Here is a 13,519-nt window from a genome sequence, read left to right on the forward strand (position 1 = left end):
AGCTCGCTCGGCTACCTGGCACCAGACCAGTTTGCAGATAGTTTTATTACCGCAGACTCCATGTCCATTTCGGACTAAATCGGGTAGCAGGTCAATTCGACTTAAGTATCTAAGTAAAGCTGACTCGTCTCAATTTTGCTACAGATTTGGCTATTTATATCTACATACTAATTCCATAAAGGCTTATTTAAGAAACTAATCAAAGCGTCAAAGCGAATTAATTTTAAATTTCAGCCAAATTCAATAAAAATAAGTCTTTGTTTTTAATGATGTTTTTTTGGATAAAAATTGCCAGACGTCAACAATTGCGATTGAGCTACTTCTTTATGAATTGAGCTTTTTTAAATCTAGACATAAGTGGTCCAATTTTCTTATTACCGTTAAATAGCAAAACAAAAAATCTCATAGGCAAACTGAAAGTTGCTTGGCAAAATCTGTCTTCCGTTTTTATTCACAAAACCAAAAGCTGCGCTTTGAAAAAAATCATGAACGTTGACTTAGCTACCCAGCTTATCGCACAAATGTTGTGGACGGCCGTCATCGTCGCAGCCCCAATGTTGGGCATTGCACTAATTGTGGGCCTTTTAATTAGCATTTTTCAGGTTATTACCCAAGTTCAAGAAATGTCATTGACCTTTATTCCCAAGCTAGCTGCAACTGTAGCTGCCATCTTAATTCTTGGGCCTTGGATGATTAAAAGAATTTTAGGATTTGCAACTACGCTAATTATGAATATACCCAGTTATTTTTAATTAGCAGCTTTCCACCATGCAAAATTTGATGGTCCATTTGGCATCTGCGTGGATGATCGCGGTCATTTTGGTTAGCATCCGAATCGGAATGGTCTTGGTTATGACGCCTGTTTTAGGAAGTACAGGTTTACCGGCAAGGATCAAAGTACTTTTTGTATTTGCCTTCTCAGCTGCTTTGGTTTCAATGACTGGCCTTCACCTAAACACAGCTGTAAATAATCCAATCAATTTATTGATCGCTGTATTAAACGAAATTGTTTGGGGAGGGCTGCTTGGGCTGGGATTATTAGCCGCTTTTTCCGCGTTCATGGTTGCGGGCCGAGTTCTTGATATGCAGATTGGTTTTGGCCTAGCTAATCTTTTTGACCCAAGCACAAGAACGAATGCACCGTTGCTCGGCGTCGCACTGCATCTTTATGCAATCGCGTGGTTTTTAGCAGTAGATGCGCACCATGTCGCACTCCGTGGTCTCGCAAAATCTTTCGACCTTGCTCCACTAGGGGCAAGCTTGCGTGAAGTTCCGCTTGATGCAATTGTTCACCACTTCGGACTCAGCTTCAGTCTAGGGTTGGTTTTAGTTGGTGCAGCGGTAGTTTGCCTACTGCTGGTCGATATTGGCATGGGTGTGGCTTCGCGAGTTCTCCCTCAGGCTAATGTCTTCATATTGTCAATGACTGTGAAAATTTTTGCCGGTCTGGTTACTCTTGCGATAGCGGTTCTTTATATGCAACCCGTGATCAAAAAACTGTTTGAGCAAGTTTTTAATTTCTGGGAAGCCGTTCTGGTGAATTAAGCATGGCAGAAGAACAAGAAAAGAGTGAGCAGGCTTCTGAGTTCAAGCTAAAAGAAGCGAAAAAACGCGGCTCGGTCGCAAAGAGCATGGATATTAATTCTTTCGCCGTGTTGCTGATGCTCGTGGTTGCCCTTTCCTTTTGGGGTAAAAGCATGCTTGCCGCTCAACTCAGGCTAAGCCAATATATATTGTCGAATGCCGGCATGATTAACTTTGCACCCAAACAGTTTACACAGTGGGTTGTTCAATTGTTTTTTCATGCTCTATTGATTTGCCTTCCTTTGTTTCTACTGATATTAGTTGCCGGTATCCTCGCCAATCTTTTCCAGACTGGCCCCATTTTCAGTACCTTTCCGTTAAAGCCTGACTGGAAGCGCATTAATCCTGCCGAGGGATTTAAGCGGCTTTTCAGCATGAAAATCGTCGTTGAGACGATTAAAAGCGTACTGAAGATTGCTGCTTTAGGCGCAACAATTTACCTATTCATTCATTCGATTCTTCCAGTACTCTTCGGCCTAGGACAATCCGAGTTTCGACGTTATCCGGTTGCAGTGCTTGATGAAGCAACCTCTCTAATCAAATGGTGTCTTCTCGCGCTATTGCCACTGGCGATGATTGACCTTATTTATACTCGCCGTGATTTTTTTAAAAAAATGATGATGAGTCGGCGCGAGGTTAAAGACGAATACAAGCAGAGGGAGGGCGATCCGCGTATCCGATCAAAAATTCGGGAATTACAGCGGGAAGCTCGCAAGCGTAGTAAATCTCTGCGAAACGTAAAAGAAGCCGACGTTCTTATTACCAACCCGACTCGCCTAGCCATCGCATTACGCTACGACCGGGAACACATGGCTGCACCCATGATAGTTGCTAAGGGAGCAGGCCAGCTCGCGAAATTAATGCGTGAAATGGCGTTCCGTCATCAAGTTCCGGTGGTGGAAAATAAAAGGCTTGCGCGAGCCCTATTCCGCCAAACAGCGATCGATACTCAAATTCCAGAAGTCTTTTATCCAGCTGCGGCGAAACTGCTGATGTGGGTATATGCAAAACGTAATGCTCAGAATACAGCAAGAAAAGGAGCCGCGTGATGTTTGAATCATTAAAAAAAACTCTAGGCAAGAACGCAGATATTGCACTGGTCCTCTTGACCGTCGGGATTCTCGTTGTTCTGTTTACGCCGATTCCTTCCCGTCTACTCGACTTTCTGTTGCTACTAAACCTCAGTTTCGCATTGCTGGTACTGCTTCTAACTTTTTACATGGAAAAGCCGGTACAGTTCTCTACTTTTCCTGCACTGCTGCTGATAACAACGCTGTTTCGTCTTTCGCTCAACATTGCAGCAACGAGACTAATTTTATCCAGCGCAGATGGCGGCAAAGTTATCGGTACCATTGGCAATTACGTTGTAGGCGGCAATTATGTAATTGGCCTGATTGTCTTTCTAATCCTGGTAATTATTCAATATGTAGTTGTTACCAGCGGCGCTCAGCGCGTTGCCGAAGTGGCGGCACGCTTTACGCTGGACAGCATGCCTGGCCAGCAGATGAGCATCGATGCCGATTTAAATATGGGATTCATCAACCAGGAAGAAGCCCAACGGCGGCGCAAGACCCTGGAAAAAGAAGCCAATTTCTACGGGGCGATGGATGGCGCAAGTAAATTCGTCAAAGGCGATGCGATCGCTGGCATTATCATCCTGCTGATTAATATGATCGGCGGTTGGGCAATCGGTGTTATGCAGCAGGGCATGAAGTGGGACGAAGCACTACGCACCTTTACGCTTCTGACAATCGGTGACGGCATCGTAACCCAAGTTCCTGCCCTGGTAATTGCCTTGGGCACAGGCATTATTGTGACGCGATCGGCGTCGGATAAGCACCTGAGTGCAGAAGTCGTCAAGCAGCTTGCATCGTTTCCCAAAACTCTGTTCATGGTAATCGCTGCGTTACTTATTCTCATGTGCTTGCCCGGTATCCCAGCTGCCCCAGCCGCAATCCTCGCGCTGATTTTCGGTGCTTTTGCCTATTTTGCCCTGAAAGCCAAAGCACGTACTGGCGACAAAGCCGACGAAACAAAAAAAGAAGAGACGGAAGAAAGCGACGATATCTATGATTTATTGACGGTAGAGCCAATTGAAGTTCGAGTCGGTCAAGGCTTGGTTCCTCTGATTAATGGCGAAGATGCCCTGCTGATGGAGCGGATAGCCAGCTTCCGAAAATCCTATGCATTGGAAGCAGGGTTCATCATTCCCAAAATACGTATCAAGGATGACAAAAAGCTCCCCTCTAATTCTTATGAAATCATGACGTATGGCATAGCAGTCGCCCAAGGAGAAATCCTCAACGATCGCATATTGGCAATCCATCCCGAAGGCGATGTGCGCAAGATCCAAGGCGTAGAAACAAAAGACCCAACCTATGGCTTGCCTGCGCTCTGGATACTGGAGTCGCAGCGAACCGAGGCACGACAAGCCGGCTATACGCTTGTTGACGCTGCGACTGTCTACATCACTCACCTCAACGAAGTCATCAGACAGAACGCCTCTTCGCTGCTCAGCCGTGTAGAAACCGAACGCTTGGTGAACAGTTTTCGTAAAAATAATGCCGGCTTGGTTGAAGAGTTGATTCCAACCGTATTGACGCTAAGCGAAGTACAAAAGATTCTGCAAAATCTACTGAAGGAAAAAATCTCGATCCGCAATATGGAGCTGATTCTCGAAGTGCTGGTCGACCATGGCAAGCAGAGCAAAGATCCAGAATACCTAACCGAATTGGTACGCCAAAAGCTGGGCGCAATCATTTGCCAAAGCTTGACGAGCCGCAGTGGTGACCTCAGTGTTCTTACGTTAGACCCAGCTATCGAGCAAACGATTGCAAACAGTGTAAGGGCAATCAACGAGAAATCCACGTTAGTCCTCGAGCCACAATTCGCAGAGCAGTTGCTGTCCAGGTTGGCCGGTCAAGTTGAGCGCATGATCAAGAATAATGCAAAACCAGTTCTGCTCTGCGCCCCGGAGTTACGACGCCACTTGCGGCGCCTTACTGAAAGACTGCTTCCGCAACTATCAATTGTCTCGATGTCGGAAATTCCTAATACCGTTAATTTGCGCGCATTTGGGGTGGTGACTGTATGAGTAACGCTCCCATGATTCCGCCGTTATCGCAGCTGGCGCATGGCAAGCTGTCAAGCGCTCCCGACATTGATCCGGCAAAAAATCTGCAGCTGGGCCAGATCCTTCTTGCTAAAGTCCTGCGAGTCCATCAAAACGGCAGTTACCTTGTTGATTTAAACGGTCACCAGCATATCGTTGACAGCGCCATCCCATTGCGCCAGGGCGAAGTATTCCGGGGCAAGATCATCAGTTTGGACGAGCGGATTGTTCTTGAAAAAATGGTGGATGCAGGCACAGCAGAAGCAGAAGCAGAAGCAGCACAACTTGCCATGCAGATTGACTGGAGCAAGAGCAATCTGGAAAACGACCTAAAAGCATTTCTAACGCAACATCAGAACATATTTGATGTACGTACCTGGAATGCACTGATTCGTGCAGCTGGTCGAACCAGCCACCCTCAGCTTGTACTGACCGCATCGGTTTTTTTACACAAGTTAGGCGTACCAGTTACTACCGAGTTGGCTGTTGATCTTGCCAAATACCTGGAAAATGATGCGCGGTTGCATGCATCGGTGAAAGGCGATGTATTGCATTTGCAAGCGGACTTCGCCGAAGTGAATCTTCTTGCTAAAGATGATAGCGTATTACAGCTGCTTGCCGCGTACATCCAGGAGAAATCAGAAAAAACCTTGGATCACGCGCGCACAGCGATTATTGACACCATTGCCAAGCAAAAGACGCCGCAAGCAGCAGCGGCAGTACAAACTGTCACTCAGGAATCTGAAGAAGATTCTGGCGGAAGTCTTAACCAGTCCGTATTGCAATGGCTAATGAATGTGCAAACAGGCGGTGCCATTGCACATCGCACAATGGTGGTGCCCTTTGTCGTTGATGGGAAGCTGGTGGAGCTGGAAATGGCGCTCTTCGATCAGAAAGACCGAGCCGACATGCCATCAGAGCTGCGATCTCGCGTCATTCGCTTGACACTGAAGATGGAGTATCTGGGGAAGATTGATGCGGTAATTAAGGTAGTGAATCAAAACCTGCAAGTACAGTTTCTTTCAGACTCTGACACGGGTATGCAGTCTCTAGCAGCACATAACCACCATTTAAAAGGGGAGTTGGAACAATTGAACTACCGGGTTGACGAGCTTCGTTATCACGCCGAGCCATCACCAGTTTGGCAAAACATCATGCGTCCGGTCGTAGATATGGTTGTCAACACCGACAGCTTGTCAATGCTGGTGTAGATGATGACAACCAAAGCACCGACACGCGTAGTTGGACTGCAATATACAGCAGACCTTGGTGTACCGACTGTTACAGTCAAGGGGGCAGGTCCGGTTGCAGATGAATTATTGAAAAGTACATTATCAGTAAAAGGGCCGCGGTTGGTACGCGACCCTGCCCTGCTTGAGCAGCTGTATAGATTGCCGGTCGATAGCGCAATCGATCCTGCGCTGTTCCAAGTAGTAGCAGTTGTGCTGACCCATGTATTTGCAGTGAACGAAAAAATGAAAGGGAGTGACCATGCCTGATGGTTTTACGATTGCGGCGCTGAGCATGACAAACGATATGCAGCGTCTCAGCAGTATCAGCCAAAACCTGACCAATGCGCTAACGCCTGGTTATAAACGAGAAATCCCATTGACGGCTGCGTTCGCCAGCATGGTTTCCGGAAATGGTGCGTTCAGTGCCGACCTGCCATCAGCATCAGGCCAGATCGACATGAAGCAATCAGCCCTCCGACATACTGGCAATCCACTGGACCTAGCAATCGAGAACAATGGCTTCTTTGAGATTATCCGTGACGGCAAGGCATATTACACGCGCCAGGGCAATTTCACACTCGACCCGACAGGAAGGCTCGTCACACAGTCCGGCGACATCGTCAATGGCGTATCTGGCGACATTCGCCTCACAACCAGCCAGCCGACCATTGACAGCCAAGGCAACGTCATTGAAAACGGCAAGCCAATTGGCCAACTCAAGATCGTTCACTTCGAAGATCCCCGCATGCTGCAAGCCGTTGGGGAAGGAAAATTTCTTCAGGCTGGCGCGGCAATCAAGGCTGAGGAAAAAATAGCATTAAGACAATCCCATCTTGAGACATCCAACGTAAATACGGCTGCTGAAATGGTTAAGATGATCGAGACCATGCGGCATTTCGAGACCGGGCAAAAAATAATTCAGATGTATGACGCCATGAATGAACGCGCAATTTCCAAACTGGGTGAATTCTAAGGAAGAACAATGATCGAGTCTTTATATATTGGTGCCACCGGCATGCATGCGCAACAACTTCATGTCGATGCCATTTCGAACAATCTGGCCAACGTCAATACGCCGGGATACAAAAAAAATCGCGTCAGCTTTCAGGATTTGATGTACCGCGAATTGGGAAGGCTGGGAGTAGAGTCGGCCGCGCCCGAAGCAGCACAACGCTTTGGATCGGGTGTCGCCGCTATGCAAATGGGAAAACTGTTTCAGAACGGTGAGCTCAAAAAAACCGATTCACCGATGGATATCGCCATTAATGGCAAAGGTTTTCTGGAAGTCACACTGCGAGACGGCAGCAGCGCTTATACCCGTAGTGGTGCCTTGCAAGTCACTCCGGAAGGGCTGCTCGCAACGTCTGACGGAAATCCATTACGTCCCTCCATTCAAATTCCCAGCGACGCAAAGGATATTTTGATCGATGCTTCCGGGCGTGTCATGGTTAGCGTGCCCAATGAAAGCGAACGTATAGAAGCCGGACAAATCGAGCTGGTTGACTTTATCAACCCCGCCGGATTGGCTCCAATCGGTGAAAATCTTTATATCACCACTGAGAATGCAGGAGAGCCTGTGGCTGGAACTCCGGGAGTGGATTCATTTGGACAAATTTCTCAAGGCTATTTGGAAGCTTCCAACGTAAAGCTCGTTGAGGAAATGGTTGGCCTCATTCTTGCGCAACGCGCTTATGAAGTCAGCGCCAAGGTCGTCCAAGCGTCCGATGAGATGCTCGGCATCAGTAACAATTTGCGCCGATAGTCGAGCGATGTTTTCCCGTTTCCTCATCATTGCATTATTTAGCGTATTTATCTTCCCTGTGAAGGCGGAAGTTGTGGCGCGCCTCAAGGAGAATGCTCAAGTAAGCTCTCGGCAAGTCAGCCTGGCCGAGGTCGTCAGCTTTGATGAGGATGCGGAAAGCGCCATAGTGCAAGCGTTAGGCGAAACTTTGGTTGCTACCGTCATGCATGTGAATCGGCCGATACGCATTGAATCAGCGCAGATCATGCGCTTGGTTAGTCGTCAACAACCGGCCTTGCGTAATCAGTTGCGGCTAACCGGTGCGTCGGCTGTCACAGTGATATTAGCTGGAGAAAAGGTGCCGACTGAACGCATTGCCGAAGCCGCAAAAGCTTTTTTACATGATGAGCTGCACCGCAAGCGCATTAAGTTTGCTATCCGCAACTTGCATATTGGCTCCAACTCTATATTGGTGCCAGATGGTGACTTACAACTTAAGGCACGCCTTGCAGCTCCGTTGCAGGCCGCCCGCCGGATTAATGTAGTCGTCGATCTTATTGTCGGCAATCGACGCTTCGACAGCATCACGGTTAGCGCCGCAATCGATATGATTGTTCCTGCATTTCGCGCAACACGGCAATTGGCCGCAGGAGACGTAGTACAAGAAGGCGATTATGAATTGGTAGAACGCCCATTTGACGAGTCTATGCGTAGCTTGGACTTGCTAGACACGAAAACGGAACCTGCTTCGCTTCGAGTGCGTAGGAATATTGCCGCAAAAGCGATTTTTTACCGCCACGATGTAGAACCTGTACCGCACGTCGTACGCAACCAAAAAGTATTGGTTGAAGTAAAAAGCAACGGCATTCTGATTGAAAAAACGGTGATCGCGCAATCTGACGGGTTCCTAGGTCAACTCATCAAAGTTTCGGACCCACAGTCAACAGAATTTTATCCAGCAAAGATAGTCGCGCATGGGCGAGTCGAGGTGAAATAACATGCTAAAAAATATTAGGTATGCAAGCATTGGCTTGGCGCTTATTGCGAGCAGCTTACTTGCACGAGCAGAGAACCTGTATCAGGCTGAACAGTTCCGCGCACTGGTTGCCGATAAACGAGCATATCGCGTCGGCGACAACTTGACGGTGCTCGTGTATGAAAATGCCAGCGCTACCGCTACTGCCGGCACCAGCTCCGACAAAAGTGTTGGCGTCAACTACAGCGTTGTGGCTAATAACACCAACAAACAAGGCGCGCTTAGTGCGGGTGATGAGGCCCAAGGAAAAGGAAGGATCCAGCGAACTGGCAGATTGCTGGCCCAGCTTACCGTCACTGTCAAAACCATCGAGCCTTCCGGCCTCCTTGCCGTGAGTGGTGAGCAAGTCATTGCTGTCAATGATGAAACACAGGAGATCAAGCTGGAAGGCAAAGTACGGCCAAGCGATATCGGCGAAAACAATACGGTTATTTCCACTCGACTGTCCGATGCAAAGATTAGCTATATCGGTGAAGGCATTCTCGGCGACAGACAGCGGCCGGGCATTATTACTCGCATTTTGAATTGGCTGGGCTTAATATGAAATTTGCTTGCATACTAAAAAAACTCGCCCTGCCACTACTATTGGCAATGTCGACAATAGTGCATGCGTCGGAACAAGGGCGTTTAAAAGATCTGGGCCGCATAGAAGGCTGGCGCGACAACCAGTTGGTTGGCTATGGCTTGGTCACCGGTCTGGCTGGAACCGGCGATTCCCTGCGCAACAAGACGACACGCCAGTCGTTGGCCAACCTGCTGTCACAATTTGATATTGCAGTCACTTCAGAGTTAGTACAAAGCCGAAATGTCGCGGCTGTGATGATCACAGCTACGCTGCCGCCTGTTGCAAGCGTAGGCGATAAGCTTGATGTTTCAGTCACATCGATTGGTGATGCGCGTAGCCTACTTGGCGGCGTTCTGATGATGACGCCGTTGAAAGGACCGAATGGACAAGTCTATGCACTTGCCCAAGGGTCGCTTTCAATCGGCGGCTACAAATACGACCTGAACGGCAATGTAGTCCAGAAAAACCACCCAACCGTCGGTGCTATTCCGAACGGTGCCAATGTGGAAGTTGCAGTCGGCGCAGACGTTTTGCGTTCCGACCAGACCATTCGCTACGTACTTGCGGAGCCGGATTACACCACGTCCAGCAGAGTGGCAGACGCGATTAATCGATCCTTCGGACAATCGCTTGCCACCGCAATTGACGGCGGCAAGATTGAAGTCATGGTGCCGCAAGACTATCAGTCCAAGCGACTGGTGTCGTTCCTGACAAAACTGGAAGGATTAAGCGTTGAGCCCGACAAACGCGCCAAGGTTGTAGTTAACGAACGTACTGGCGTAGTGGTTGCCGGTGGAGATGTTCGGATCAACAAGGTCACGATTACTCACGGCGACCTGAAGGTCTCCATCGTGACGGACTACCTCGTCTCTCAACCGAGCTTTGTCGGCCCTGCCCTTCCTAACGTCCGCACTGAAGTCGTTCCTCAAACTCGCATCGATGTTCAAGAGCAATCCATGGGCAGTATACAAACTCGCAGCTCCAATACTGTATCCGACTTGGTTCAAGCGCTTGGAAAAATAAAAGTAAGCCCACGCGACATGATTTCAATCCTGCAGGGCATAAAAGCAGCAGGTGCACTACGTGCTGAATTAATTATCCAATAATAAAAAAGGGGGAATATAACAATGATGATCGAAGCCTTAGCCAGTTCTGGCTACCAACTTTTGAAAGCCGCACTTGATGCCGCGAGCATGCGGCATCAAGTTACCGCCACCAATATTGCAAACAGCAATACTGAAAATTACCAACCACTTCGTGTCAGTTTTGAAGATCAGTTGCGCCAGGAATTGGCTGGATCACCGAATTCCTTGCGGCCGGATATCGCTAGCCGCGTTTCTCCACGTATTGAGGCAGATCCGAACGCTGGGACTGGAGTGTCGGTAGATCAGGAAATGGTCCGCATGTCACAAAACTTTATTCATTACCAGGCCTTGCTCAAAGCTTTAAATGGAAAGCTTGAACTCACCAACCTGGCCATCAATGACGGGAGGCGCTAATCATGGATTATTTAGCTTCATTTGAAATCAGCGCCGCAGGCATGGCTTTTGAGCGCATGCGCGCCGACGTCGCCTCAGCCAATCTCGCAAATATGCACACGACCCGGACTGCGCAAGGCGGTCCGTATCGGCCAATGCGCGCGGTGGCGAGCAACGACCTTGCCCCATCAGCTTTTGAGAAACAGCTTTCCGCTGAGGCTGTGTCAAGCGGGCTACGGTCGGCCACTGTGGAAGAGCTGAAGCTGCCAGCACGCATGTCTTACGAACCGGGCCATCCGGATGCCAATGACCAAGGTTTTGTCGCCTATCCAAACGTCAACCTGGTAACTGAAATGGTTGGCATGATGACGGCCACTCGCGCTTATGAAGCCAATGTGTCAGCGTTAAATGCGGCCAAGGCGATGGCGCTGAAAGCCCTGGATATTGGGGGCAACCGATAATGAGCATTCCTGCAATCGAGTTTATACCTGCTGGCATCAGCCTTGAGCAACTTGCGCAGGCTGGTCAACAAGCTGTTAATCAGCCTTTCAGCAATTGGCTTCAAAACCAGGTGACAGAGCTGAATGGTGTCATCGCCAAAAGCGACGAACTGGCTACCCGGCTTGCTACAGGCGATACCGAAAATCTGCATCAGATCATGATTGGCATGGAAGAAGCCAAGCTGGCCTTCCAGCTCGCGGTCCAGGTTCGTAATCGCGTCATTGAAGCATACCAAGACGTTTTGCGCATGCAGATGTAAGGATAAGTTGTGTTGAATAATTCAAAAGAATGGTTTTTGAGTCTCTCCCGTGCCTCGCGAACCGGATTGCTCATCGGTGTGGTCTTGATCGCCGCTCTGTTTATCGCAACGAGTTATTGGGCGTTCTCGACTAATTATCAAGTCCTATTTTCCGATCTTGATCCTCAGGATGGGAGCATCATCATCAGCGAGCTCGATCGCATGAAGGTTCCTTATCAATTGCAGGATGATGGCAAGACGATTCTCGTAGAGGAAAGCCAGGTATACAAAACTCGACTCCAATTAATGGGCAAAGGCGTCAACTTGAAAGGCACGGTCGGCTTCGAAATCTTCAACGAATCTGACTTCGGCATGACGGATTTTGCCCAACGCATCAATTATCAACGTGCGCTGCAAGGAGAGATTGCTCGAACCATCATGGGACTGGAAGAAGTTGAGTCGGCACGCGTGCACCTTGTAGTGCCGGAGTCAGGCATCCTGAAAAAGAGTGACAAACAGCCGAAAGCGTCCATCACGGTAACGACCAAGCCAGGCTATAAACTTGCGCTCAACCAGGTTGTGGGCATACAGCGGCTGGTTGCAGCTGCCGTGCCGGATATCGAGCCGTCAGCCGTAACGATTCTCGACAATCGTGGCGTTGCACTTACCCGTGTAACCGATAAGGATCAGGAGGAAGCCAGGTCCATCGAAAGCAAACTGACAATCAAGCAGCAAACCGAGGAATATTTCACTAAAAAGATCGCAGCAATTCTTGATAAGACATTTGGACCAGGAAAAGCGATCGTCAGTGTCGATGTGACATTAAACCATGACAGCCTCAAGGTAACCCGCGAAGATGTTCTGCCGGCCACCATTGCCAATGGCGATGTCGACGGCGCGGTCAGTCGCAGAAAAAGCCAAGCTCGAATGATGCCAAAACCGAAAAAAGCATCGGCAACACAGGCGTCGATGACCGCAGCAGATGAAGATTCTTCCACCGTCGAGTCCACGACGGATGAAATCGAATATATGCATGGCCGGAAAATTGAGCAGCTTGTATCCGCTCCCGGGTCAATCAAGCGCCTAAGTGTCGGAGTAATTCTTCCCAACGACGTCGATCCAGCTCGCGTGGAAATGCTATCCAAAGTCATTTCCATGTCTGTCGGCCTGAACAATGCTCGTGGCGATGCACTGGCCGTATATCCGTTGGACCAGTTTGCCGTGAAGGGGCAAGGGACTGAGCAAGCCACAGTGGCGCGAACACCCGAGCCATCTCCCGAGACACGACGAACAGCGAGCACAGCAAACGAGGCAAAGGAGCCTAAATCAGACAAGTATTTCATTCCTGTCGTACTGGCATTGCTTGTGTTGGTCGTAGTGATTGCAGGACTGATATGGAAGCGCCAGTCCGCATCCAAACGCCTGACGCCAGCACAAAGAGAGAAAATTCTGAAGGAAATTCAGCAATGGCTTGCGCAATCCAATGACCGTGCAGCAGGAAATGCATGATGAATGAAATTCAGACCTATCGGATGGTAGCCCTCAAGCTGCACGGGCTCCATCCAAAAGATAGAAAGTGGATACTCGGGCAATTTGAACCAAATCAGCAAAACATTTTGCGTGATTTGCTCAAAGAATTGGACAGCCTTGGTCTTGTTACCACTGAAGACCTCGCCACCAATTTCTCTAGCCACAGCGTCGGCGACGTGCAACTGGCGGAAGATCTTATCCAAAATATCAATCAGGCGGACGTCGAACTCGTCAAGCGACAGCTTAGCTCCTTGCCTGATCGCCTGAAGGCGATGCTGCTGTATGCACATCAATGGGAATGGTCATCGACAGTTTGGCTATCGCTAGAGCAGTCCGAGCGTGACCGCCTGTCTCGGCAAATCGACCAGTGCCATGCAATCAAGGCTGCTGCATTTAGCGCGCTTGCGCAATTTTTTGCAGATGAATTAACAGCTGCATGGCTTACAAGCCAATCCGATAAAGTAGCCGCCAGGGTAGGCTAATCTTCATTGCTGGATGTGTA

General features: G+C 49.0%; 16 protein-coding genes. All 16 read left to right on the plus strand.

What is annotated here, in order from left to right; genetic code table 11:
• Positions 1-485 precede the first annotated feature (485 nt).
• From EDC30_RS05430 to EDC30_RS05505, 16 genes are read left to right on the plus strand one after another with little or no spacing between them, the layout of a single operon-like run.
• Entirely contained in the window at positions 486-752 is a 267-nt protein-coding gene (locus tag EDC30_RS05430) for a flagellar biosynthetic protein FliQ (RefSeq protein WP_132257792.1), read from the plus strand.
• A gap of 16 nt (positions 753-768) precedes the next feature.
• Positions 769-1,545: a flagellar biosynthetic protein FliR gene (locus EDC30_RS05435; protein WP_132257793.1), complete on the plus strand. Its 777-nt coding sequence runs from the start codon at positions 769-771 to the stop codon at positions 1,543-1,545.
• Positions 1,546-1,547: 2 nt separating this feature from the next.
• Positions 1,548-2,633, plus strand: coding sequence for a flagellar biosynthesis protein FlhB (flhB, locus tag EDC30_RS05440; RefSeq protein ID WP_132257794.1), 1,086 nt, complete (start codon positions 1,548-1,550; stop codon positions 2,631-2,633).
• Positions 2,633-4,678, plus strand: coding sequence for a flagellar biosynthesis protein FlhA (gene flhA, locus EDC30_RS05445; RefSeq protein WP_132257795.1), 2,046 nt, complete (start codon positions 2,633-2,635; stop codon positions 4,676-4,678). The genes flhB and flhA overlap by 1 nt, the downstream gene beginning before the upstream one ends.
• On the plus strand, positions 4,675-5,907 hold the full coding sequence (gene fliK / locus EDC30_RS05450) for a flagellar hook-length control protein FliK (RefSeq protein WP_132257796.1): 1,233 nt from the start codon (positions 4,675-4,677) through the stop codon (positions 5,905-5,907). Before flhA ends, fliK begins: the two co-directional genes overlap by 4 nt.
• On the plus strand, positions 5,908-6,195 hold the full coding sequence (locus EDC30_RS05455) for an EscU/YscU/HrcU family type III secretion system export apparatus switch protein (RefSeq protein WP_132257797.1): 288 nt from the start codon (positions 5,908-5,910) through the stop codon (positions 6,193-6,195).
• Positions 6,188-6,901: a flagellar hook-basal body protein gene (locus EDC30_RS05460; RefSeq protein ID WP_132257798.1), complete on the plus strand. Its 714-nt coding sequence runs from the start codon at positions 6,188-6,190 to the stop codon at positions 6,899-6,901. The genes EDC30_RS05455 and EDC30_RS05460 overlap by 8 nt, the downstream gene beginning before the upstream one ends.
• 9 nt (positions 6,902-6,910) lie before the next feature.
• A complete protein-coding gene (flgG, locus tag EDC30_RS05465) occupies positions 6,911-7,690 on the plus strand; it encodes a flagellar basal-body rod protein FlgG (RefSeq protein WP_132257799.1) in 780 nt (259 codons plus the stop codon).
• Between the two features lie 7 nt (positions 7,691-7,697).
• Entirely contained in the window at positions 7,698-8,666 is a 969-nt protein-coding gene (flgA, locus tag EDC30_RS05470) for a flagellar basal body P-ring formation chaperone FlgA (protein ID WP_165973736.1), read from the plus strand.
• Position 8,667: 1 nt separating this feature from the next.
• A complete protein-coding gene (locus tag EDC30_RS05475; protein ID WP_132257801.1) occupies positions 8,668-9,249 on the plus strand; it encodes a flagellar basal body L-ring protein FlgH in 582 nt (193 codons plus the stop codon).
• The gene (locus EDC30_RS05480; RefSeq protein ID WP_132257802.1) at positions 9,246-10,376 is read left to right on the plus strand and encodes a flagellar basal body P-ring protein FlgI; all 1,131 of its coding nucleotides are present in this window, start codon (positions 9,246-9,248) and stop codon (positions 10,374-10,376) included. Before EDC30_RS05475 ends, EDC30_RS05480 begins: the two co-directional genes overlap by 4 nt.
• 21 nt (positions 10,377-10,397) lie before the next feature.
• On the plus strand, positions 10,398-10,769 hold the full coding sequence (locus EDC30_RS05485; protein ID WP_132257803.1) for a flagellar basal body rod protein FlgB: 372 nt from the start codon (positions 10,398-10,400) through the stop codon (positions 10,767-10,769).
• Between the two features lie 2 nt (positions 10,770-10,771).
• Positions 10,772-11,209: a flagellar basal body rod protein FlgC gene (gene flgC / locus EDC30_RS05490; protein WP_132257804.1), complete on the plus strand. Its 438-nt coding sequence runs from the start codon at positions 10,772-10,774 to the stop codon at positions 11,207-11,209.
• Positions 11,209-11,508, plus strand: a complete 300-nt coding sequence (gene fliE, locus EDC30_RS05495; RefSeq protein WP_132257805.1) for a flagellar hook-basal body complex protein FliE — start codon at positions 11,209-11,211, stop codon at positions 11,506-11,508. Before flgC ends, fliE begins: the two co-directional genes overlap by 1 nt.
• 12 nt (positions 11,509-11,520) lie before the next feature.
• Complete coding sequence (gene fliF / locus EDC30_RS05500; protein ID WP_165973737.1) at positions 11,521-12,996, plus strand: flagellar basal-body MS-ring/collar protein FliF; 1,476 nt, start codon at positions 11,521-11,523, stop codon at positions 12,994-12,996.
• Positions 12,993-13,499 carry a hypothetical protein gene (locus EDC30_RS05505; RefSeq protein WP_165973738.1) on the plus strand — a complete coding sequence of 169 codons (507 nt, stop codon included), beginning with the start codon at positions 12,993-12,995 and terminating at the stop codon, positions 13,497-13,499. Before fliF ends, EDC30_RS05505 begins: the two co-directional genes overlap by 4 nt.
• Positions 13,500-13,519 lie beyond the last annotated feature (20 nt).

The sequence above is a fragment of the Paucimonas lemoignei genome, from assembly GCF_004342585.1.
GTDB lineage: Bacteria > Pseudomonadota > Gammaproteobacteria > Burkholderiales > Burkholderiaceae_D > Paucimonas > Paucimonas lemoignei.

What these genes read in the sequence shown, in the direction of transcription:
- flgA (WP_165973736.1), top strand. Translation starts at nt 7,698, where the DNA reads ATGTTTTCCCGTTTCCTCATCATTGCATTATTTAGCGTATTTATCTTC.
- EDC30_RS05455 (WP_132257797.1), top strand. Translation starts at nt 5,908, where the DNA reads ATGATGACAACCAAAGCACCGACACGCGTAGTTGGACTGCAATATACA.
- flhB (WP_132257794.1), top strand. Translation starts at nt 1,548, where the DNA reads ATGGCAGAAGAACAAGAAAAGAGTGAGCAGGCTTCTGAGTTCAAGCTA.
- EDC30_RS05430 (WP_132257792.1), top strand. Translation starts at nt 486, where the DNA reads ATGAACGTTGACTTAGCTACCCAGCTTATCGCACAAATGTTGTGGACG.
- EDC30_RS05460 (WP_132257798.1), top strand. Translation starts at nt 6,188, where the DNA reads ATGCCTGATGGTTTTACGATTGCGGCGCTGAGCATGACAAACGATATG.
- EDC30_RS05505 (WP_165973738.1), top strand. Translation starts at nt 12,993, where the DNA reads ATGATGAATGAAATTCAGACCTATCGGATGGTAGCCCTCAAGCTGCAC.
- flgC (WP_132257804.1), top strand. Translation starts at nt 10,772, where the DNA reads ATGGATTATTTAGCTTCATTTGAAATCAGCGCCGCAGGCATGGCTTTT.
- flgG (WP_132257799.1), top strand. Translation starts at nt 6,911, where the DNA reads ATGATCGAGTCTTTATATATTGGTGCCACCGGCATGCATGCGCAACAA.
- EDC30_RS05475 (WP_132257801.1), top strand. Translation starts at nt 8,668, where the DNA reads ATGCTAAAAAATATTAGGTATGCAAGCATTGGCTTGGCGCTTATTGCG.
- fliE (WP_132257805.1), top strand. Translation starts at nt 11,209, where the DNA reads ATGAGCATTCCTGCAATCGAGTTTATACCTGCTGGCATCAGCCTTGAG.
- EDC30_RS05485 (WP_132257803.1), top strand. Translation starts at nt 10,398, where the DNA reads ATGATGATCGAAGCCTTAGCCAGTTCTGGCTACCAACTTTTGAAAGCC.
- fliK (WP_132257796.1), top strand. Translation starts at nt 4,675, where the DNA reads ATGAGTAACGCTCCCATGATTCCGCCGTTATCGCAGCTGGCGCATGGC.
- EDC30_RS05435 (WP_132257793.1), top strand. Translation starts at nt 769, where the DNA reads ATGCAAAATTTGATGGTCCATTTGGCATCTGCGTGGATGATCGCGGTC.
- EDC30_RS05480 (WP_132257802.1), top strand. Translation starts at nt 9,246, where the DNA reads ATGAAATTTGCTTGCATACTAAAAAAACTCGCCCTGCCACTACTATTG.
- flhA (WP_132257795.1), top strand. Translation starts at nt 2,633, where the DNA reads ATGTTTGAATCATTAAAAAAAACTCTAGGCAAGAACGCAGATATTGCA.